Source organism: Streptomyces sp. NPDC058665, from assembly GCF_042714995.1.
GTDB lineage: Bacteria > Actinomycetota > Actinomycetes > Streptomycetales > Streptomycetaceae > Streptomyces.
The window spans coordinates 1-21,275 of sequence record NZ_JBHXRX010000002.1 but is presented as its reverse complement, the minus strand read 5'-3'; the positions used below and the strand labels follow the sequence as shown (position 1 = coordinate 21,275).

At 70.9% G+C, this 21,275-nt stretch carries 19 protein-coding genes; 3 read left to right on the top strand and 16 right to left on the bottom strand.

The features are described from left to right. Positions 1 to 31: 31 nt before the first annotated feature. On the bottom strand, positions 32 to 562 hold the full coding sequence (locus ACFWV8_RS01485; RefSeq protein ID WP_384196948.1) for an SMI1/KNR4 family protein: 531 nt from the start codon (positions 560 to 562) through the stop codon (positions 32 to 34). A 151-nt stretch (positions 563 to 713) separates the two neighbouring features. On the opposite strand from ACFWV8_RS01485, the gene ACFWV8_RS01480 reads away from it, so the two are divergent. Next, positions 714 to 1,253, top strand: coding sequence for a GNAT family N-acetyltransferase (locus ACFWV8_RS01480; protein WP_384196946.1), 540 nt, complete (start codon positions 714 to 716; stop codon positions 1,251 to 1,253). On the opposite strand, the gene ACFWV8_RS01475 is transcribed toward ACFWV8_RS01480, so the two are convergent. From ACFWV8_RS01475 to rsmI, 7 genes are all read right to left on the bottom strand, one after another. Beyond that, entirely contained in the window at positions 1,247 to 2,062 is an 816-nt protein-coding gene (locus ACFWV8_RS01475) for a hypothetical protein (RefSeq protein WP_384196944.1), read from the bottom strand. The genes ACFWV8_RS01480 and ACFWV8_RS01475 overlap by 7 nt on opposite strands. Next, positions 2,062 to 2,976, bottom strand: coding sequence for a 4-(cytidine 5'-diphospho)-2-C-methyl-D-erythritol kinase (locus ACFWV8_RS01470; RefSeq protein WP_384196942.1), 915 nt, complete (start codon positions 2,974 to 2,976; stop codon positions 2,062 to 2,064). The genes ACFWV8_RS01475 and ACFWV8_RS01470 overlap by 1 nt, the downstream gene beginning before the upstream one ends. Then, on the bottom strand, positions 2,973 to 3,842 hold the full coding sequence (gene rsmA / locus ACFWV8_RS01465) for a 16S rRNA (adenine(1518)-N(6)/adenine(1519)-N(6))-dimethyltransferase RsmA (protein WP_384196941.1): 870 nt from the start codon (positions 3,840 to 3,842) through the stop codon (positions 2,973 to 2,975). The genes ACFWV8_RS01470 and rsmA overlap by 4 nt, the downstream gene beginning before the upstream one ends. Then, on the bottom strand, positions 3,839 to 5,086 hold the full coding sequence (locus tag ACFWV8_RS01460) for a ubiquitin-like domain-containing protein (protein WP_384196939.1): 1,248 nt from the start codon (positions 5,084 to 5,086) through the stop codon (positions 3,839 to 3,841). The genes rsmA and ACFWV8_RS01460 overlap by 4 nt, the downstream gene beginning before the upstream one ends. Positions 5,087 to 5,124: 38 nt before the next feature. Then, entirely contained in the window at positions 5,125 to 6,009 is an 885-nt protein-coding gene (locus ACFWV8_RS01455) for a TatD family hydrolase (protein WP_384196937.1), read from the bottom strand. Between the two features lie 79 nt (positions 6,010 to 6,088). Further along, positions 6,089 to 6,568, bottom strand: a complete 480-nt coding sequence (locus ACFWV8_RS01450) for a hypothetical protein (RefSeq protein WP_384196935.1) — start codon at positions 6,566 to 6,568, stop codon at positions 6,089 to 6,091. Between the two features lie 129 nt (positions 6,569 to 6,697). Next, positions 6,698 to 7,612 (bottom strand): 16S rRNA (cytidine(1402)-2'-O)-methyltransferase, encoded by a 915-nt coding sequence (gene rsmI / locus ACFWV8_RS01445; protein WP_384196933.1) that lies wholly within the window; start codon positions 7,610 to 7,612, stop codon positions 6,698 to 6,700. A gap of 85 nt (positions 7,613 to 7,697) precedes the next feature. Here rsmI and ACFWV8_RS01440 point away from each other — a divergent pair, with 85 nt between their 5' ends. Further along, the gene (locus tag ACFWV8_RS01440) at positions 7,698 to 9,419 is read left to right on the top strand and encodes a dolichyl-phosphate-mannose--protein mannosyltransferase (protein WP_384196931.1); all 1,722 of its coding nucleotides are present in this window, start codon (positions 7,698 to 7,700) and stop codon (positions 9,417 to 9,419) included. A gap of 17 nt (positions 9,420 to 9,436) precedes the next feature. On the opposite strand, the gene ACFWV8_RS01435 is transcribed toward ACFWV8_RS01440, so the two are convergent. The 7 genes from ACFWV8_RS01435 to ACFWV8_RS01405 form a co-directional block, all read right to left on the bottom strand. Then, a complete protein-coding gene (locus tag ACFWV8_RS01435) occupies positions 9,437 to 10,870 on the bottom strand; it encodes an FGGY-family carbohydrate kinase (RefSeq protein WP_384196929.1) in 1,434 nt (477 codons plus the stop codon). Next, on the bottom strand, positions 10,867 to 11,583 hold the full coding sequence (locus tag ACFWV8_RS01430; RefSeq protein WP_329386663.1) for a GntR family transcriptional regulator: 717 nt from the start codon (positions 11,581 to 11,583) through the stop codon (positions 10,867 to 10,869). The genes ACFWV8_RS01435 and ACFWV8_RS01430 overlap by 4 nt, the downstream gene beginning before the upstream one ends. A 2-nt stretch (positions 11,584 to 11,585) precedes the next feature. Then, positions 11,586 to 12,854: a CaiB/BaiF CoA transferase family protein gene (locus ACFWV8_RS01425; protein WP_384196927.1), complete on the bottom strand. Its 1,269-nt coding sequence runs from the start codon at positions 12,852 to 12,854 to the stop codon at positions 11,586 to 11,588. 25 nt (positions 12,855 to 12,879) lie between these two features. Further along, positions 12,880 to 14,571, bottom strand: a complete 1,692-nt coding sequence (locus tag ACFWV8_RS01420) for a thiamine pyrophosphate-binding protein (RefSeq protein WP_384196926.1) — start codon at positions 14,569 to 14,571, stop codon at positions 12,880 to 12,882. A 56-nt stretch (positions 14,572 to 14,627) separates the two neighbouring features. Beyond that, positions 14,628 to 15,635, bottom strand: coding sequence for a hypothetical protein (locus tag ACFWV8_RS01415; protein ID WP_384196924.1), 1,008 nt, complete (start codon positions 15,633 to 15,635; stop codon positions 14,628 to 14,630). Beyond that, positions 15,632 to 16,999, bottom strand: coding sequence for an MFS transporter (locus ACFWV8_RS01410; protein ID WP_384196923.1), 1,368 nt, complete (start codon positions 16,997 to 16,999; stop codon positions 15,632 to 15,634). Before ACFWV8_RS01410 ends, ACFWV8_RS01415 begins: the two co-directional genes overlap by 4 nt. 75 nt (positions 17,000 to 17,074) lie before the next feature. Next, positions 17,075 to 18,037, bottom strand: coding sequence for a MaoC/PaaZ C-terminal domain-containing protein (locus tag ACFWV8_RS01405; protein WP_384196921.1), 963 nt, complete (start codon positions 18,035 to 18,037; stop codon positions 17,075 to 17,077). Between the two features lie 289 nt (positions 18,038 to 18,326). Between ACFWV8_RS01405 and ACFWV8_RS01400 the strand changes: the two genes are divergently transcribed. After that, positions 18,327 to 19,985 (top strand): penicillin-binding transpeptidase domain-containing protein, encoded by a 1,659-nt coding sequence (locus ACFWV8_RS01400; RefSeq protein WP_384196920.1) that lies wholly within the window; start codon positions 18,327 to 18,329, stop codon positions 19,983 to 19,985. 46 nt (positions 19,986 to 20,031) lie between these two features. On the opposite strand, the gene ACFWV8_RS01395 is transcribed toward ACFWV8_RS01400, so the two are convergent. Then, positions 20,032 to 21,207 (bottom strand): epoxide hydrolase family protein, encoded by a 1,176-nt coding sequence (locus tag ACFWV8_RS01395; RefSeq protein WP_384196919.1) that lies wholly within the window; start codon positions 21,205 to 21,207, stop codon positions 20,032 to 20,034. Positions 21,208 to 21,275 lie beyond the last annotated feature (68 nt).

The window sequence follows — 21,275 nt, the reverse complement described above, 5'->3', positions numbered from 1 at the left end:
GCTGTACTCGGCAGGCTCCGCCGGAGCCGGATCATGACGCCGGTCGGCTGCCGTCCGCGTCATCGGGGTCGAGTGACGTGGCCGCGGTCAGCCGCTCGACGAACGTCCGGAAGTCCGCGGCCAGCGGGAGCTCCGTCTCGCATTCCGCGTCGAACCACGTCACGGACGGCTCCCCGCGCTCTCCGCATGCCCGGTAGTCGAGAGCTGTCCAGCAGTGACCGTCACCGGAGAACAGAACCAGCGGTGAAGGCAGACCCCACTCCGCGACCAGGTAGGCCGAGTCCAGCAATGACAACCGGCCCTCGTGACGGCCGATGCCCATCATGTCGTCGAGCGGAACATGATTCTCGCTCCATGACGTCGGCACGTCGGTCGGGAACGCGTTCCACAGCTGCGCCACCAGGCCGCCGTTCTGAACCCGCAGGATCTCCAGCAGCGAAGCCGGCAGACGGACACCGAGCCGGCGCTCGGCATCGTGAACGACCGCGTCGGTCAGCGGTGCCTGCACCCCGTACAGGCCCTCGCCCCAGAACGTCGCCTTGACCTCATCGAATCGAGCCACGAACGCATCCTAGGGACTTCCACTGGTTGTCCCCGGCGGGGCCGGTGCGGACAGGGCGCCGGGGCGGGGCTAGCGTTCCCGTGGAGCGAGTCCGCGCAGAGCAACACAGAACAACGCGGAGCAACACAGAGCGAACAGGGAGCGCACCCCGTTGACCGTCGAACTGCGGGTCGAGCCGACCCCCGAGGGGGCGCCCGGTCTCGACCTCCGCCCCTGGGACGACAGCGGTGTTCGGCCGCTCATCGACATCTACCGCGATCCCCTGCTCCGGCGCTGGACCCGTATCCCCGTCACCGGGGTTGCGGACGCCGTTCGGTGGCTGGAGTTGCAGCGGGAGGGGTGGCGGAGCGGGGAGCGGCTCAGTTTCGCCGTGTGGGAGGGCGGGCGGATCGTGGGGCACGTCGTCGTCAAGTGCCCTGCCGGGCAGAGTGATTGTGCCGAGGTCGGGTACTGGACCGCCGCCGAGGCGCGGGGGCAGGGGATCGCGTCGCGGGCCCTGGAGACCCTGAGCGGCTGGGCGTTCGGCACGCTCGCCGGGGTCACCCGGCTCGAACTGCTCCACCAGGTCGACAACTTGGCCTCCTGCCGCGTCGCGGAGAAGACCGGCTACGTCTACCGCCAAACCCTCCCCGCCCGGCCACCGTTCCCCCTCGACGGCCACCAGCACGTACGGGAGGCTCCGACTCAGTAGTCCTCGTCCGGGTCCGCCGGGATCGCCGTGAGTACGGTTCCGCCGTGCGCCCGCCCGAAGCGGCAGGGCTCCGGGAAATCGAAGATCACCACCGCGGCGCCCGCCACCTCACGGAGGTCCGCCAGCGACCCGTCGTCGGGGAGCGCGGCGGCGACGGACCGGATGACCGGATCCGGGCTCATCCGTGCCTCGGCGGCGGGGATCGTGGGCACCTGGGGCGCGTCCCGGTGGGGCTCCCTCCAGGTCTCCGTGAAGGCGGAGTCGAACGCGTGCGGGTTTCCGTCGGCGTCCGCGAGGGCTTCGCGCAGACAGCGGGCCGTACGGTGCAGCCAGGCGTGCAGTGAACTGTCCAGCCGGGTCGTGTCGTTGTCGTCCCAGAAGATGAACACCGGCCCCCAGGCACCGGTTTCACGGTCGACGTCCACGTAGGTGAAGCCGCCCGCCGAGTCGAGATGGACGAGGCGGTGGGTGCCTTGGCCGCCGGCCTGCTCCACGTACCAGCTGCCGTCCCCGCCCATGGGGTGGGTACCTTCGTTGAGCGACGCGTCGAAGTCGATCTCCGAGAAGAGGAAGGCGTCGTCGTCCTTCCGGCGGCCGAAGGCGATCCGGACACCGCCCACGGCGCGCAGCAGGACGCGGATCTCTTCCGGCACCGGCGCCGCCCACGCGTCCATCCGGGCGTCGGAGAGGCCGGGGCGGAGCTGTACGAGGCCGCCGGAGCCGTCCGCGATCTCTCGGAGCAGCGCGATCGGCGACTCCGTCTCGACGGGACCACCGGCGGGATGCGGCACGGTCTTCGACCCGTCCATCAGGACACCACCCGGGCGCCCGGTGCCGGGGATGAAGTCACCCTTGCCGTGCGGCAGTTGCCCGAGGCCAGCAGGGTCTCGGCCACCGACGTCGCCGACTCCTCGTCCTTCGTCAGGAACGCCGTCGTCGGGCCCGAGCCCGAGACCAGCGCGGCCAGCGCGCCCGCCGTCGTGCCCGTGGTGAGCGTCGCCGCCAGCGACGGGCGCAGGGAGAGGGCCGCGGGCTGGAGGTCGTTGGTGAGGGTGTCGGCCAGGGCCGTCGCGTCGCCCGTGCGCAGGGCCGCGAGGAGGGCAGGGGCGGCGGCCGGTGGCGGGACGTCGGCCGCCGCGTTGAGGCGGTCGAACTCCGCGTACACCGCCGGGGTCGACAGCCCGCCGTCCGCGACCGCGAACACCCAGTGGAAGGTGCCGCCCACCTCCAGCGGCGTCAGCCTCTCCCCGCGCCCGACGCCCAGCGCCGCGCCGCCCAGCAGGCTGAACGGCACGTCGCTGCCCAACTCCGCGCAGATCGCGAGCAGTTCGGCCTGCGACGAGCCCAGCCCCCAGAGCGTGTCGCACGCGAGCAGCGCGCCCGCGCCGTCCGCGCTGCCGCCTGCCATGCCGCCCGCGACGGGGATGTCCTTGTCGATGTGGATATGGACGCGCGGCTCGACCCCGTGCCGCCGCGCCAGCTCGATCGCCGCCCGCGCCGCGAGGTTCGTCGCGTCCAGCGGCACCTGGTGCGCGTCCGGGCCCGCGCAGGTGACGCGCAGTTCGTCGGCCGGGGTCACGGTGATCTCGTCGTGGAGACCCACCGCGAGAAAGACATTGGCCAGGTCGTGGAAGCCGTCGGGGCGCGCCCCGCCCACCGCCAGCTGGACGTTGACCTTCGCCGGTACCCGTACCCGTACGGACACCGTGTCCCTGTCGCTCACGCGCCCGCTCCCTTCGACTCCGCGATACGTGCGAACTCCTCCACCGTCAAAGACTCCCCCCGCGCCTGCGGCGAGACACCCGCCGCGAGCAGCGCCGTCTCCGCCGCAGGGGCGGACCCGGCCCAGCCCGCGAGCGCCGCGCGCAGCGTCTTGCGGCGCTGCGCGAAGGCCGCGTCCACGACCGCGAAGACCTCGGTGCGTGACGCGGTCGTCGTCAGCGGCTCGGCGCGCCGGACGAGCGAGACGAGGCCGGAGTCGACGTTCGGCGCGGGCCAGAACACATTGCGGCCGATCGCGCCGGCGCGCTTGACCTCCGCGTACCAGTTGGCCTTCACCGACGGCACGCCGTACACCTTGTTCCCCGGCGCCGCCGCGAGCCGGTCAGCGACCTCCGCCTGGACCATGATCAGGGTCCGCTCGATCGTCGGGAACCGCTCCAGCATGTGGAGCAGGACGGGCACGGCGACGTTGTACGGCAGATTCGCCACCAGCGCGGTGGGCGCGGGGCCCGGCAGTTCGCTCACCCGCATCGCGTCCGCGTGCACCAGCGAGAAGCGGGCGGCGCGGTCCGGCATCCGGGCCTCGACCGTGCGGGGCAGCGCCGCGGCGAGGACGTCGTCGATCTCGACGGCCGTCACATGCTCGGCCGCCTCCAGCAGCGCCAGTGTCAGCGAGCCGAGCCCGGGGCCCACCTCCACGACCACGTCGTCCGGCCGCACACCGGCCGTACGGACGATCCGGCGGACGGTGTTGGCGTCGATGACGAAGTTCTGGCCGCGCTGCTTCGTGGGGCGTACGCCCAGCGCGGCGGCCAGCTCGCGGATGTCTGCGGGGCCCAGGAGGGCGTCGGGCTCTGTGGTGCTCACCCGTGCAGCCTACGGCCGCAGTGCGGCCACGGACTCGCCCCCCTTTGCACGTAGAGCTTCTTCGCCCGGTACGTCTGCTCGCCCGCTGACGCGTCCTGCGGGCGTCCGCTGCCGCCGAGGGAGTGCCACGTGGCGGTGTCGAACTGATACAGCCCGCCGTACGTCCCCGAGGGGTCGACCGCGTCCGGCCGGCCGCCCGACTCGCAGGCGGCGAGCGCGGCCCAGTCGAGTCCGTCCGCGCCCGTGACGGAGGCCGGGCGCTGCTTCGTACCGACCCTGACGCGCTGGGTCACGGGCGCGCGGACGAGCTTCTCGGAGATCTCGCGGGGCTTCTGCTTCACCCCGTTGACGGCGCGCACCGCGTAGGTGAGGCGGCGCGTCCCCTGCTCGCCCCGGCGTGTGACGACCTCCGTGCCGGCGAACAGCGAGGGATCCTGGATCCGTTCGGTGTCGTACGGAACGGCCTCGTCGCGGACGATCTCGTCGCGGGTGATACGCATCACGGTGATCGTCTGGCCGTCGCGCGGGAAGCTCTCGGGCCGTACGGAGGTGGTGTCCTGGCCGTGCAGCGACAACCCGGCGTCGGCCAGGGCCTCGCGTACGGTCGCGGCGTTCGTACGGATGGTGCGCTCGCGCCCGTCGGCCATGAACGTCACGGTGCGCTCGGTGAGGACGTCGAGGGCGAGCCCGCCGCGCGGGATCGCGGACGAGCGCGAGGCGGACAGGACGGCGCCCTGCGCGCGGACGCCGAGCTGCCGCAGCGCGCCGTCGACGGTGTCGGCGGTCGTCCAGATCTGGCGGCGCCGGCCGTCGACGGTGAGCATGACGGGGCGGCCGTGGCGCACGACCACCGTGTCGCCGTCGCTGAGTTCGGCATTCCGCCCGGGGGCGACGATGTCGTGCTCGCCGGTCCTGACGCCTTCGTCGGCGAGGAGTTCGGCCACGTCGTCGGCGAAGGTGTGGAGCGTGCGCGGGGTGCCGTCGACGCTGAGGCTGACTGCCTTGTCGTCGGCGACGAAGGCGGAGGTGCCGCCGGCCAGGACGGCGACGACGAGGGCCTGCGGGACGAGACGGCGGCGTCCGTCAGGCCCGGCAAAGCCGCCGGTTCCGCCAGGTCCGCCAGGTCCGCCGTGCTGACTGTCCTGCGCACTGTTCATGACGCTCGACGCTCCACAAGTCCGGTCCGGCCCGATCCAAGCGCCAGACCCTAGCCGAGAGATCGTCACTCTCCAAAGCCGCCCCACTACACGGTGTAGCTGTTCGAGTGCGGCGAACAGCCGTCTCAGTAGCCGAAAGCGCGCGCCGCGTTGGCCGAAATCGCCGTCGCCATCGCGTCCTCGCCGATCCCCCGGACTTCCGCCATCGCGCGCACCGTGACCGGAATCAAATACGGCGCATTGGGCCGTCCCCGGTACGGAACGGGCGTCAGAAAAGGCGCGTCGGTCTCGACCAGCACGAGTTCGAGCGGAGCGACGGCCAGCGCGTCACGCAGCGGACGCGCGTTCTTGAACGTCATATTTCCCGCGAAGGACATGAAGTAGCCCGCTGCGGCGCAGATTTCGGCCATTTCCGCATCGCCCGAATAGCAGTGGAAAATGGTCCGTTCCGGAGCGCCTTCGTCGGCGAGGACGCGCAACACGTCGGTGTGCGCTTCGCGGTCGTGGATCACGAGCGCTTTTCCGTGCCGTTTGGCGATCTCGATGTGCGCGCGGAAGGAGCGTTCCTGCGCGGCCATCCCCTCGGGCCCCGTACGGAAGAAGTCGAGCCCGGTCTCGCCGACAGCCAGCACGGGCGCGAGCGCGGCCAGGGCGTCGATCTCGGTGAGCGCGTCGTCCAGGGCCGCGTCGCCGCCGGCCTCGCGCGCGCCCTGGCGCGACCAGCCGTCGGGGTCGCCGTGGACGATGCGCGGAGCCTCATTGGGATGCAGCGCGACAGCCGCGTGCACGGACGCGTGCGCGGCGGCCGTCTCGGCCGCCCAGCGGGACCCCTTCACGTCGCAGCCCACCTGGACGACGGTCGGCACTCCTACGGAGGCGGCCTTGGCGAGGGCCTCCGTGACGGTGCCGCTCTGCATGTCCAGATGGGTGTGCGAATCGGCGACCGGCACCCGCAGCGGTTCGGGGGCCGGCGGCGCTTCGTCGGAGCGTGTGGCGCTTCTCGGGCTCATGGGCACGATCGTACGAGGACCGCACCCGCCGGTCCCGGGCAGCCGGGCGCCGTCCGGTGGCCTGGCCGGTCGGAGCGGCCTACCTGCGGTGGAAGGGGTGCAGGAGATCGGAGAGATGCCAGTGGTGGGCCGCCTTCCCCCGCGCGTTCTCAGCGACGGCGGCGACGGCCGCACCGCCCGCCTCGTTCCTCACCGGCATCGGATCGGCCGGCTTCGGCTCCTTCGCCGCCCTGGACACTTTGGACGCCTTCGCCGCCTTGGGCGCCTTCGGCGGCCTGGAGGTCGTGGCGGCGGCCCGCTGCTGGCTCATCAGGGCGTGCACCGATGACACCTGTCCCGAGCGCATGATGCGCACGACGTGGTGTCCGCAGTTGACGCAGGTCGGGCTCGACAGCGGTGAGGGCACCCGCAGTCCGTCCGCCTTGTAGACGACGAATTCCTGTCCGGAACCGTCCTTGTGGTGCTCTATGTCGTACGCCTGTTCCCAGCCGTGACCACACCTCATACAGCAGAACGCATATGCCTCGTGGGCGACGGCGTTGCCCGTGATCTCACTCATGCCCTGCTCCTCTCCACTCGACCCAGTGGACGCCTATTCGGGCGGGAGCGCATCAACGCTGTCGATTAATGGCAGGCTCTTGGCCTCCTCATGCCGAAAGGGCCCGACACACGGTCTGCGCTTTGCTTTTCAAGATAGTCCTTTACCGTCCGGGGAGCTTGTCCGAGCGGCATTCTTTGCCGCTACGACCGCATCGAAGACCTCGCGTTTGGGCACCCCTGACTCCAGGGCGACCGCCGCGATGGCCTCCTTCCTGCGCTCCCCCGCCTCCTCCCTCACCCGCACCCTGCGCACCAGCTCGTCCGGGTCCGTGACGGGCGCGCGCTCCGGGGCTCCCTCGACCACGACGGTGATCTCCCCGCGTACGCCGTCGGCCGCCCACTTCGCCAGTTCACCGAGGCCGCCGCGCTTCACCTCTTCGTACGTCTTGGTCAACTCGCGGCAGACGGCGGCCCTGCGGCCGGCGCCGAAGACCTCGGCCATCGCCGCGAGGGTGTCGTCGAGCCGGTGCGGCGCCTCGAAGTAGACGAGGGTGCGGCGCTCGCCGGCGGCCTCGCGGAGCCTCGCGAGCCGTTCGCCCGCCTTCCGCGGCAGGAACCCCTCGAAGCAGAAGCGGTCGACGGGCAGACCGGAGAGCGCCAGCGCGGTCAGTACGGCGGACGGGCCCGGTACCGCGGTCACCGTGATGTCGCGCTCGACGGCCGCCGCCACGAGCCGGTAGCCGGGGTCGGAGACGGACGGCATCCCCGCGTCCGTCACGAGGAGCACGCGGGCGCCGCCGGCCAGCGCCTCCACGAGTTCCGGCGTACGGGCGCTCTCGTTGCCCTCGAAGTACGAGACGACACGGCCCGTGGTCTGCACGCCGAGCGCCTGCGTGAGCCTGCGCAGCCGCCTGGTGTCCTCGGCGGCGACGACATCCGCCGCCGCCAGCTCGGAGGCGAGGCGCGGCGGGGCGTCGGTGATGTCGCCGATGGGGGTCCCGGCGAGGACGAGAACGCCGGCCGGGGCTGCGGGGGCCGTTCCCCTGGAGGGCACAGTAGTCACGTACGCCATCCTCGCAGGGCGCCCTCCGCGCCGTGTCCGCCGCCGTGTGCCCACGACCCACAGCCGCGTTCCCTACGATGGCGCGGTGACCAGTACTGCGCCAGAAGCCCTCCAGGGTCGGGACGCCGAGGACAGGCCGCCGTCGTGGCCCCAGCGGCTGCGGCGGTTCGGCTATGCGCCGAGACCGGTGATCGGGCTGCGCGAACGGCTGGTCCCGCCGTACACGGAGCCGTCGGCCCGCCTGTGGATCGTCCTCGGCGTGCGGCCCCTGCTCGCCGACCGGCTGATCCGCTGGTCCGCGTGGACCGGTCCGCTGCTGGTGGCGCTCGTCGCCGGACTGATGCGGTTCTGGCACCTGGGCAGCCCCAAGGCGGTGATATTCGACGAGACGTACTACGCGAAGGACTCGTGGGCGCTCGTCAAGCAGGGGTACGAGGGCAGCTGGCCCAAGGACGTCGACAAGCTGATCCTGGCCAACCCCTCCCAGGTCCCGGTGCCGGCCGACCCCGGGTATGTGGTGCACCCGCCGATGGGCAAGTGGATCATCGGGCTCGGCGAGCTGATGTTCGGCTTCGATCCGTTCGGCTGGCGCTTCATGGTGGCCGTGCTCGGCACGCTCTCCGTACTGATGCTGTGCCGCATCGGCCGCCGGCTGTTCCGTTCGACGTTCCTGGGCTGTCTGGCGGGCGGGCTGCTCGCCGTCGACGGACTGCACTTCGTGATGAGCCGCACCGCCCTGCTCGACCTGGTGCTGATGTTCTTCGTGCTGGCCGCGTTCGGCTGTCTGCTGCTGGACAGGGACTGGGTGCGAAGGCGGTTCGCTGACGCGCTGCCGCTGGACGAGGAGGGGGTGCTGCGCCCGGACGCCGCCGTCGCGGGGGGCCTGCGTCTCGGCTGGCGGCCGTGGCGTATCGCCGCCGGTCTGATGCTGGGGCTCGCGTTCGCGACGAAGTGGAACGGCCTCTACATCCTGGCCGCGTTCGGTCTGCTCACCATCTTCTGGGACGTGGGCGCGCGGCGCACCGCCGGCGCCGTACGCCCGTATCTCGCCGTGCTCAAGCGCGACCTGCTGCCCGCCTTCGCCTCGACGGTCCCGGTCGCGATCGGCACCTACATCGCCTCGTGGACCGGCTGGATCGTCACCGACAAGGGCTACTTCCGGGACTGGGCCGCCACCCAGGGCCAGGGCGGGATGTGGTCCTGGCTGCCGGACTGGCTGCGCAGCCTGTGGCACTACGAGACCGAGGTCTACAGCTTCCACGTCAATCTGACCTCCGGGCACACCTACCAGTCCAACCCCTGGAGCTGGATCGTCCTGGGCCGTCCGGTCTCGTACTTCTACGAGGACCCGAGGGGCGGTACGGAGGGCTGTACGGCGGCCCCGGCGGACAAGTGCGCCCAGGAGGTCCTGGCGATCGGCACGCCCCTGCTCTGGTGGGCGGCGTGCTTCGCGCTGCTGTACGTGCTGTGGCGCTGGTTCTTCCGCCGCGACTGGCGCGCGGGCGCCATCGCCTGCGGGGTGGCGGCGGGCTGGGTGCCGTGGTTCTTCTACCAGGAACGCACGATCTTCCTCTTCTACGCGGTCGTCTTCGTCCCGTTCCTCTGTCTGGCGGTCTCGATGATGATCGGCGCGATGCTGGGCCCGGCGGGCTCGGACGAGAGACGCCGAACGATCGGCGCGGTCGGGGCGGGCGTGCTGGTGCTGCTGATCGTGTGGAACTTCATCTACTTCTGGCCGATCTTCACGGGCCAGACGATCCCGGTCGAAGGCTGGCAGGACCGGATGTGGCTCGACACCTGGGTGTAGAGCGTGGCGGCGACGCCTCAATCGGCGGACGGGACTGACAGGAGCCCGTCCGTCGCGTCGCGCAGTTCCAGCCAGCGGGAGTGGAGTCGCTCGTAGCGCGCCGCACGGGCGGCGTCCGGGTCGATCCTGCGTGGGGTGCCGATCAGGCGGGCCCGGATGGCGTCCAGGTCGGTGTCCAGTCCTGAGCCGATGAACGCCAGCGCCGCCGCGCCGAGCAGGGTCACGTCCGGCTCCGGGGAGATCAGGAGCGGCCGGGCGAGGATGTCGGCGCGCAGTCGTGCCACATGGACACTGCGCGACGAGCCGCCGGCCAGGGCGACCGGCAGGCCGCCCGAGGGGTCCAGGCGGTCCATTCCCTCGCGGACCGTGAAGGCCGCCGCCTCCTGCGCGGCTCGCAGCAGGCAGGCCGGGTCGTGGTCGGGACGCTGACCGAGCACCGCCCCGCGGGTGCCGGACCGCCAGGTCGGGAAGCGCGCGCCCGTCATGCCGGGCAGGACGGTGAGCCCGTTCGCACCCGGCGGCACCGCGGCGAGTTCTTCGTCCGTGACGGTGCCGACCAGGGAGCGCCACCGGGCGACAGCGCCCCCGGTGAGTCCGGTCGCCCCGCCGGCGACAAATCGGCCGGGCAGGACGGAAGGGTTGAGTACGGCGCCCTCCGGTACGTCATCGGGGCCCGGGAGCAGCCTGCCGATGACGTCGGTGGTGCCCGCGACGTCGGCGATGACGTCGTCGGCTCCGCCCAGGAGCAGACCGATGCCGACGGATCCGTCCGGGCCTCCGGCAATCACCGGAAGTCCCGTGGGCAGGCCGGTGGCCGCCGCGGCCTCTCCGCCGAGGGCGCCGACCACCGATGTCGGTTCCGACTGCGGCGGCAGCAGTACGGGGTCGAGACCGGCCTCGGCGAGCAGGCCGGTGTTCCACCGGCGGCGGCGTACGTCGGAGGCCAGCGTGTAGGCGGCGCTGATCGTGTCGCAGGTGAGCCGTCCGGTGAGCCCGGCGACGAGGAAGTCCTTGGGCGACAGCACGGCGTGCACCCGCGAGGCGAGTTCGGGCTCCATGCCCATCAGATGGGCGAGGGCACCGCCCGTCAGCGCCGGACGGCCCGCCGCGCGCAGCAGCCGCCGCACCGTCGCGTCGCCGAGCGCCGCGAGCCGTGCGACGCCCTGGCTGTCGGCCCAGCCGCCGCCGCGGCCGATGGGCCGCAGAGCGGAGTCGACGGCGACCGTGCCGATGTGGGCGGCGATGGCGAGCGCCGAGGGCGGCCGTCCGCCGGAGACCCCCGCCAGCGCGGCCCGTACGTCCCGCTCCAGTTCGCCGGCGTCGAAGGTGTCGCCGCCGAGTCCTGAGGTGCGGGCGGTCCGCCGCTGGGCGACGACCTGTCCCCCCGTGTCGATCGCGACGGCCCGCACGGCCGATGTGCCGACATCGACCGCGACGACGTGTGCGCTCATTCGGCGTCGATCCTCAGCAGGAAGGGGAATCCGGGCAGCGTCCAGCTCGTGGTGAACTCGACGATCTCGCCGCGCGACCCGTAGGTCGTACGGCGTACCACCAGTGCGGCCCCGCCGGGTTCGGTGCCGAGCAGGTCCGCCTGTTCGGGGTTGAGCAAAGTGGCTGTCATGGACTGGTCGGCGTGGCGCAGTTCGACACCGAAGCGTTCGGTCAGGGTGCGGTAGAGGGAGCCGTCGAGCAGCGGATCCCGGCACAGTGACGGCGCCACGGAGTAGGGGATCCAGGCGTCCTGGAGCGCGGCGGGCGAGCCGTCGACGAGACGTACGCGGGTGAGCCGGTTCACCGTGTCGTCAGCCGTGCCGCCGAGGACTTCGGTCACCTCGGCGGGCGCGGTCGTGGTCTCGCAGTGGATCAGCCTGGTGGACGGCTCACCGCCCGTGCCCTCGATCTCCTCGGCGAAGGAACGCAGCCGGTTGAGCCGCCGTCCGCGATCGCCGTGGCCGCTGACGAATGTGCCGCTGCCCTGCCGCCGTACGACGAACCGCTCCGAGTCGAGCAGGTCCAGAGCCTGCCGCACGGTCATCCGGCTCACCCCGTACTGTCTGGCCAGGTCCGTCTCGCTGGGCAAGCGCGCCGAGGGGGCCAGGGCGCCGGACCGGATCCGGGAGACGAGGTCGTCGTAGATCACCTGATACCTGGGTGCGCGCGCCATGATCAGATGGCTCCCGACCCGCGCAGTTGGGCCATGTCCTGGGCGGACAGCCCGAGGATGCCCCCGTAGACGTGACTGTTGTCCTCGCCGACCCGAGGTGGCGCCTTGCGGACCATGGGTGGGGTCTTCTCCATCTTGATCGGATTGCCGGGCATCCGGATGTTACCGAGTTCGGGATGCTCCGATTCAACGATCATGTCACGGGCGGCGATCTGCGGTGACTCGGCCACTTCCGCGACCGACGCGACCTTGGCGTAGGGCACGCCTGCCTCGTCGAGGGCCCGCGCGATGGCCTCCCTCGTACGGCCGGCCACCCATGCGCCGATCTCGCCCTCCAGGAACTCCTGGTGCGTCATCCGCCCTTCGACATGGGCGAAGCGCGGGTCCTCGGCGAGATCCGGCCGGCCTATGACGGCGCAGAGCTTCGGGAACAGCGAGGCGGTGCCCGCCTGGATGTAGATGGATCCGTCAACTGCCTCGTAGACGTTGACCGGTGCCGTCAGCAGATCGCGTGAGCCGCTGCGCGGCATGTCCTGGCCGAGCATGAGCTGGGACATGAGGCGGATGCCGAGCGCGGAGAACATCGTGTCGAAGGACGCGATGTCCACGAGCTGGCCCTCGCCGGTCCGCTCGCGGTGCAGTATCGCCAACAGGGCCCCGATCGCGCCCTGGTAGCCGGTGGTGTAGTCGGCGATGTAGGTGCCGCTGAGGGTCGGCTTGCCGTCCGGTTCACCGGTCATGTCCATCAGCCCCGATGACGCCTGCGAGATGGCGTCGAACAGGGCGCGGCGCGAGTCCGGACCGGTCTGGCCGAAGCCGGAGATCGACACCAGGATGATGTCGGGGTTGAGCTCCTTCATCCGCTCGTAGCCGATGCCCATCTTCTCGATCGTGCCCGGCCGGTAGTTCTCCACGACGACGTCCGCCCAGGCGATCAGCCGCTCCAGGATTCCGAGCGCCTCGGGGTGACGGGTGTCCAGGGAGGCGTCGTACTTGTTCCGGTGGTAGAGGAACATGTAGACGCTCTCGTCCCGGTGGTACGGGCCGTGGTGCCGGGAGTCCTCGCCGCCCGGCCGCTCGATCTTGACCACCTCGGCTCCGAAGTCGGCCAGGATCTGCGCGCAGAGCGGACCCGCGATGAACCGCGAGAGGTCGAGGACCTTCACTCCGTCGAGGGGTGCCGGATTCGATGCCGGATTCGATGCCGGGTTCGGCACCGCGTCCGCGTCCGCGTTCGGCTGCGGATCCGGTGCCGGGTTCGCGTTCGACATTGCCGCTGTCACCTGCTTCCTGCTCCTACTTCTTCGGCGCCACGAACGACGGGAACGTCCAGGCGTTGGCGGCACGGTCGATCGGTACGTCGAGTATCACCGGCGTACCGGCCGCGAAGGCGTCGGCGACCCGTTGCCGCAGCGCGGCCAGGCCGGTGACGACCTCGCCCTCCACTCCCATCGCGCGCGCCACCATGCCGAAGTCGACCGTTCCGAAGTCGACGCCCGTGGTGCGGCCGTCGAAGTGCAGCTCCTGCTCCTGGCGGATGTTGCCGTAGCTGGAGTCGTTGAGAACCACGACGCAGACATTGCCGCCGACGCGTGCGAGCGTCTCGATCTCGCCCATGCTCATACCGAGGGAGCCGTCGCCGATCAGCGCGAGCACGGGGCGCGCCGGGTCGATCAGCGACGCCGCGATCGCCGACGGCAGCGCGAAGCCCATGTTCCCGAAGCCGACGGGCTTGATGTAGCTGTTGGGCCGCCGGATCTCCCAGAGGAACGACCAGACTCCCGGGTTGCCGGCGTCCGGGATCAGCAGCGTCTCATCGGGCGCGACCTCGCGCAGGGTGCGGACGATGTCGGCCGGGGACAGCGGGCCTTCGGCGGCGGTGTCCGTCACCTCGGAGGCCCGCCACCAGTCGGTGCGCGCCTTGTCGAGCGAGCTGAGCCACTCCGCGCGTCCGGCCTTCGCGTCGGCCGCGTGCCCGGCGGTCGCGGTGACCAGGTCGCGGGCGAAGGAGCCGAGGTCGCCGACCACGCCCTGGGTGATCTCGGAGTAGTAGCGCCCGATCATGGCCGGCTCGACGTCGACCTGGATCACCTCGGGGAGTTCACGCCGCCAGCGGGTGGTCGACACGGCGTTGAGGCTGTTGCCGAGCGCGAGTACGAGATCGGCGTCGCCGAGGACCTCGCCGGAGAGCGTGGTGCCCATACGGCTGACGGCCCCGAACACCAGCGGATGTGTGGTCGGTACGGACCCGATGCCGTTGAAGGTGGTCACGACCGGGATTCCGAGCGCGTCGGCGAGCGCCAGTACGTCCTCGCTCGCCCTCGCGCGGTTGCCGCCGTTGCCGAGCCAGATGACCGGCCGTTCGGCGCGCAGCACCCGTTCGGCGACCCTGGCCAGCGCGACGGGGTTGGCGGACGGCCGCTCGGTGACCCACGCGCGGCTCGGGTGGACGGCGGGAACCACCGGCGGGTCCGTCACCCGGCCCTCGATGGTGTCGCGGGCGAAGTCGAGATGGACGGGGCCGGGGTTGCCGGTGAGGGCGTTGACGTACGCCTCCTCCATCGCCTGCTTGATGGACGAGCTGTGTGCCACCAGCCGGGAGTACTTGACCAGGGGCTTGAGCAGTTCGACGTGGTCGGCGTTCTGGGCGTCGTCCTTGTGGATGTTCTCGCCGTTGTTGTTGCACGTGAGGACGAATCCGGGGCTGGAGTCGCGGTAGGCGCCCCCGACGCCGGTGAGCAGGTTGGTGGCGCCTGGCCCGGTCGTGGAGATGCAGGCGGCCGGGGTGCCGGTGAGCCTGCCGTAGGCGTCCATCATCACGGCCGCGGCGTTCTCGTGCCGGGTGTGGACGAGTTGGATACCGGGGGTGTCGATGATCGCGTCGGTGATGGCGAGGGTCTGGCCGCCCACGACGCCGAAGACGTACTCGACGCCGAGGGAGGTCAGAAGGTCGACGACGACCTGGCCGCCGGTCTTGGAAGTGCTCATCTGCGAAGATCCCGTTTTCTGTGTCGGTGCGGTGGTGCGGTCAGGAAGGGGGTGAGTCAGGACGGAGGGATGGTCACGGCCGCCCAACCGGCCGTGAGGAGACGGTTGTCGGCGTCGCGGCGTACCCAGACCTCCAGTTCGACGCGGAGACCGTCGTCGACCGGGGTGACAGCGGTGACGACGCCGGTGGATGTGAACGGCTCGAACACCTCCAGCGGAGCAAGGAACTTGACCCGCAGCCAGCCGGTGGTGAGGAACGAAGGACCGGCTCGGAGGGTGAGCAACTGGGCCAGCACGCCGAACTGTTGCTGCCCCTGCACGATCGGCACCGGCAGCCCGCCGGCGCGGGCCACGCCGATGTCGTTGTGGATGTTGCGCACGTACTCACCGACGCGGCTGAAGACCGCGGCCTGCTCGGCGGTCACCGTCTTGCGCAGCGGCGCGAGTACGTCACCGGGGCGTACGTCCGGCCCCAGCGTGCGAGAGGTCCGCGCGCCCTCCGGGACCTCGCCGGTGACGCGGCGTTCGGGCGCCGCCGATCCGCGTCCGCCGATGGCCCCGGGGTCGGTCCTGAGGATCTCGACCCCGCGATGACGGACGACGCTGCGCCCGTCCTCGCCCGTGGCGGTGGCCTCCATCACCACGTAGCCCTCGCCGCGGCGCCGGTAGGCCTCGGTGTACGTACCGCTGAGGGTCACGACCTCGTCCAGGACAGCCGGGCTGTCGAACCACATCTGTTCCTCGGTGTGGTATCCGACGACCTGGCTGGCCGCGTAGACGAGTGTGAAGAGTTGTACGAGGTCGTTGCCCAGGAGCGCCGCGTGCCCGACACGCTCCCCGCCGAACGGACTCTCCGTCAGATGCCAGGGGGAATGGTCGTCGTGGGTGAACGCGTACCGTTTGATCTTGTGGTCGTCGACGACGACCCGCACGGTGCCCAGCTCCTCGGGAATGTCGAGGTTCTCGAACTCCGGCTCCTTGAGCCCCTCTTCGAGCCTGTCGGTCGCGCCCGCGCGGCGCGGGTCGGTCAGGTCCCGCCATGGACGGGGATCAGGTTCCGTCATCGTGCCTTCTCCGTCTCGTCACCGACACGTGTCATGTCGATCCGGTTGGTCTCGGGGGCCAGGTACGCGCACAGCAGTCCGACGAGCAGGGCCGCGACGGTGATGGCGGCGATGGGCCAGGGGTCTCCGCCGGTCGCCGCGAGCAGGGCGGTCGAGGCGAGCGGCCACAGTCCGATGAGGACGCTGGGTATCTGCGCCGCCAGTGAGATGCCCGTGTAGCGCACCTTCGTACTGAACAGCTCGGCGAAGAAGGCCGGTTCGACGCCGTAGACGGCGCCCACACCGATCGCGTACGCCACGGCGTAGGCCACGTACATCAGCACCAGGGCGTCGGCGTCCAGGACCCAGAAGAAGGGGAAGGTGACGACCACGCCCACGAGTGAGCCGATGATGAAGACCGTGCGCCGGCCGATGCGGTCGGACAGCTTCCCGAAGAAGTAGTAGGTGTAGATGGCGAGCGCGGCGGCGATGCTGCTCGCGACGAGGACATGGGTGCGCGGGATGTCGGTGTAGTTCTCGGCGAACGTCAGGCCGATGGTGAGGATGATGTAGCCGAAGACGGCCTCGCCAAGGCGCATGCCCATGGCCAGGAGCAGGGGCCTGCGGAACCGTTTGAAGAGTTCGGCGATCGGCATGCGCTCCTGGGCCTGTTCCTCGGCCGGGTGCTTCTCCAGCTCTTCCTGGGCGGCCTGGAAGGCGGGTGTCTCGGTGAGCTTGAACCGGATGAACAGGCCGACGGCGATGAGTACGGCACTGAGCAGGAACGGCACGCGCCAGCCCCAGCTCATCAGCGCGTCGTCGGGCAGCGTGGACACGATCGCGAAGATGCCCGTGGAGAGCACGAGCCCCACCGCGTTGCCGATCTGCGGGAAGCTGCCGTAGGCGCCGCGTTTGTGTGCCGGGGCGTACTCGACGGCGACCAGTGAGGCGCCTCCCCACTCGCCTCCCACGCCGAATCCCTGGATGAGCCGCAGCAGGACGAGCAGGATCGGCGCCCATATACCGATCTGGTCGGTGGTGGGCAGGAGGCCGATGAGGAAGGTCGAGATGCCCATCAGCATGAGCGTCGTGACCAGGGCGGCCTTCCGGCCGAACTTGTCGCCGAAGTGACCGAAGACCACCCCTCCGACGGGGCGGGCGAAGAAGCCGACACCGAAGACGGCGAACGCCGACAGGGTGCCGATGATCGGGTCGTCCTCGTTGGGGAAGAAGAGCTCCCCGAACACGAGCGCGGACGCGGTGCCGAAGATGAAGTAGTCGTACCACTCGACGGCGGTGCCGACGAGGCTGGCCACGGCGGCTCGTTTGGCGAGCTTGGTCCGTTCCTGCTCGGTGGTGGGCGGGGCGGTGGCTGATTGCGCCATGGATGACTCCGTTGTCGATCTCACGGACCTGCGGGGACGGGGGTGCGGGGGGCGGGTGGGGCGGGTTACGGCGGGTCAGACCAGGCGCGCGGGGCGCCGGTGGTCGGTGTCCACCAGGGCTGACGCCCACCCGAGAGCGGTACGGGTGCCGTCGGCCTTGTCGACCCAGACCTCCAGTTCGAGCCGGTCGCCGGTGACACCGGCGACGGCGCCGCCGGCGATGAGTTCGTCGCCGACGAAGGCGGGGGAGACGAAGCGGAGGTCGAGTTCGCCCGAGGTGAAGAACGTCTTGCCGAACACGTCGATCAGGTTGGCGATGATGAAACCGGTCTGCTGCTGGGCCTGGACGATCGTGCGGTCCAGGCCGGAAGCGGCGGCCTTCTCGGGGGCCGTGTGCACATTGGCGTAACCGCGCCCGGCCCAGGAGAAGACCGACATCTGGTCCTGGGTGAAGACCGTTGTCCGCCGTGGCAGGGCGGCACGTGCGGGAGCGTCGAGGCGGGCCCGGTCCAGGGCGGGGACGGCGGTGTCCACCGTGCCGAGCACGGTGCGTGACCGGACGTCGCCCGCTGTCCGGTTCTGCCCGGTGATCTCACCGGCGACCGTCCGCATGATCTCTTTGCCGGTGTGGCGTACCAGGAGCCGTCCGTCGGCGCCGTGTGCCTCCGCCTCCAGGACGACATAACCCTGGCCCCGGCGCTCGTACTTCCGCGTGTAGCCGCCCTCGATCGTGACCGTCTCACCCACCTCGACCGGCGAGTGGAAGGTCAGATGCTCGTGTGTGTGAAGACCCTGGGCGGTGTTGCCGTCGTACTTCTCGTAGAAGAGGAACAGCAGGTCGTTGGCGAGTACGAGGGGGTGTCCCACGGGGCCGCCGAACGGGGAGTCCTCGAAGTACCAGGACCCGAAGTCGTCCTCGCTGTAGGCGTGGTCGAGGACCTTGCGCCGGTCCACGGTCACGGTGACCGGGCCCATCGGCTCGGGAATCTCGACCAGCTCGTAGCGAGCTTCTTTCAGACGCGGTGTCCGCGACTCCATGATCACCTCCGAGTCGGAGCCCAGTGGGCTCTATTAGGTCTAGACGACTAGTCCTTACGCTATGTTCGCGGAATCCGCCGTGTCAACGGTCGTGCAGAGGGTCGCGCCAACGGGTCCGCGCGGGATTCCGTACGGGATCCGCACGGCTCGACCGCCCGCCGGCGGCCCCTCGTCGCGGTCCGATAACGGGCTCCTCCACGTTCACCGGCGTCCCGTAGAGTGCGAAACAATTGCCCCTTGAACACGTTCAAACGTGGTGGGGGCGCTCCTGGGGGAGGGGACCGCGCTCATGCGCAGTGGAACGAAGGTCGCGATCGTCGGCGGCGTGTTCGTCGTCGTCGCCGGCGGCATCGGGTACGGGGCGTACAACGTCATCAGCGGTGTCGACGGGGGAAACACCGGCACCCGGTCCACGTCAGCCGAGGTGAAGACCGGGCCGCCGAGCGCGGAGGAGATCAAGAACACCGCCGATGAGTTCCTCGCCGCGTGGGCGGACGGCAAGGACCCCGAGCTCGCGGCCACGTACACGAACAACGCCGCCGCCGCGAAGGACGCGGTCGCCGGCTACAGCGAGCAGGCGCACATCACCGACGCCGTGATCACTCCGGGGAAGGCGACAGGCGCGAAGGTGCCCTTCACCGTCGAGGCGACCGTGACGTACAAGGGGCTGAGCAAGCCCCTGTCGTACGCCTCCGAGCTGACCGTCGTGCGTGGGGTGACCACCGGGAAGCCGCTGGTCGACTGGGCGCCGACCGTCATTCATCCGAAACTGACGAAGAACAGCAGCCTGATGACCGGCGAGGCGCCGACGCCGCCGATCAAGGCGGTCGACCGCGACGGGACCGAGCTGACGGCCGAGAAGTACCCCTCGCTGGCGCCGGTGCTCGACCAGTTGCGGGACAAGTACGGCGAGAAGGCGGGCGGCGAGTCCGGTGTCGAGACCTGGATCCAGACCGACGGCGAGAGCGCGGGCGGCGGCGCGAGCGGCGGGGACAGCGCTCCGCGCAAGACGCTGCTGACGCTCTCCAAGGGCAAGAGCGGCGAGCTGACGACGACGCTCGACGCGAAGGTGCAGGCGGCGGCCGAGCAGGCCGTGAAGAAGTTCGACGAGGCGTCCGTCGCGGCCGTGAGGCCGAGCACCGGCGAAATAGTCGCCGTCGCCAACAACCGTAAGGACGGCTTCAACGCGGCGATGCTCGGCAAGCAGGCGCCGGGCTCGACGATGAAGATCGTGACGGCGGCGATGCTGCTGGAGAAGGGCCTGGTCGGCGCGGACCGGCCGGCCGAGTGCCCGAAGACCGTGCTCTACCAGGGCACTTCGTTCCACAACCTGGACAACTTCGATATCCAGGGCGGCACTTTCACCCAGAGCTTCGCCCGGTCCTGCAACACCGCCTTCATCAAGCTGATCGACGACACGAAGGACGACCACGCGCTGCCCGCGGAGGCGCGGGAGGTCTTCGGTCTCGGGCTGAACTGGCAGACCGGTGTCGCGTCGGCCGACGGCAGCGTGCCGGAGTCGGACGGGGGCGGGGCCGCGGCGCAGTACATCGGCCAGGGCACGGTCCAGATGAACGTGCTGAACATCGCGTCCGTCACGGCCACCACGAAGGACGGCACCTTCCGCCAGCCGATCATCGTCCCGCGCGATCTCGACGACCGCGAACTGGCCGTCGCCGAGCGGCAGTTGCCCGGCTCGGTGGGGCAGCAGCTGCGCGACATGATGCGGGAGACCGCCTCGTGGGGCACCGGCAAGGCGGCGATGGCCGGGCTCGGCGGTGACAAGGGCGCGAAGACGGGGTCCGCCGAGGTGGACGGGCAGGCGACGTCGAACAGCTGGTTCACCGGCTTCCAGGACGACCTGGCAGTCGCGGCGAGCGTGGAGTCGGGCGGACACGGCGGTGACGCGGCGGGGCCGGTGGTCGCCGCGGTACTCGCGGCGGGGTGAGCGGGCGGGCCCGGGGGCCGCGGGCGGGGCAGGCCCGGCCCTGTGCTCAGCCCAACGCCGGTGCGCGGTACGGCCGGAAGAACGCGCGCAGTTCCTCCGCGTACAGCTCGGGCTCCTCGAACGCCGCGAAGTGACCGCCGCGCGGAGGCTCGGTCACCCGCACGACGTTCGCCGTGCGTTCGAGCCACGCGCGCGGCGGGCGGACGATGTCGCCGGGGAAGAGCGAGAAGCCTGACGGCACCTCGACCCGGCGGGCGAGCTGAGCGGGTGGGATCGCGGCGTTCGCGCCGTACATACGCATCGAGGAGCCGATCGTCCCCGTGAGCCAGTAGAGCGTGACGTTCGTGAGGATCTCGTCCTTGGTGAAGCTCCGCTCGACATGGCCGTCGCAGTCGCTCCACGCCCGCATCTTCTCCACGATCCACGCGGCGAGCCCAGCCGGTGAGTCGGTGAGCCCGAAGGCGGCCGTCTGCGGTTTCGTACGGTGCATGGCGGCGTACGCGCCCTCCTTCGCGCCCCACGCCGCGGCGCTGTCGAGCCAGGCGCGCTCCTCGGGGGCGAGGTCCGCCGGGTCGCCGCCGAAGATGGGCACCCCCGCGTCCGAACGGTGCACGGCCACGATCCGCTCCGGGTGGTCGAGCGCCAGATAGCGGCTCACATGGCTGCCGATGTCACCGCCCGCCGCGCCGAACCGGTCGTAGCCGAGGACGCCCATGAGTTCCGCCCACAGACCGGCGACGGCGATGGAGTCCAGGGGCGGTCCGGCGGGACGGTCGGAGTACCCGTAGCCCGGCATGTCGGGCACGACCACGTCGAACGCGTCGGCGGGATCGGCGCCGTGCGCGCCGGGGTCCGTCAGGAGCGGGATGACCTTCGCGTACCGCCAGAACGAGTCCGGCCAGCCGTGGCTGAGGACCAGCGGCAGCACGGGCCCGGCCGTCTCGTCGGCCCGCACATGCGCGAAGTGGACGCCGAGGCCGCCGAGTTGGACCCGGTAGCGGGGGGAGCGGGCGAGGGCCGCCTCCTGCGCGGGCCAGTCGAAACCGTCCGCCCAGTAGGCGACGAGCTCACGGAGGTAGTCGAGGTCGGTGCCGAGCGACCAGCCGGCGTCCTCGGGCGCGTCGGGCCAGCGCGTCGCGCGCAGCCGCGCGCGGAGGTCCTCCAGGGCGGCGGCGGAGGTCCGCGCGGTGAACGGCTCGGGGCGGGGCGAATGGTCCGGCATGGCCCGCATCCTAGGAGCGGGCCTGCCGGGACGGGGGCGACCCACGCCGCGACGTGTGGTGTCTCTCC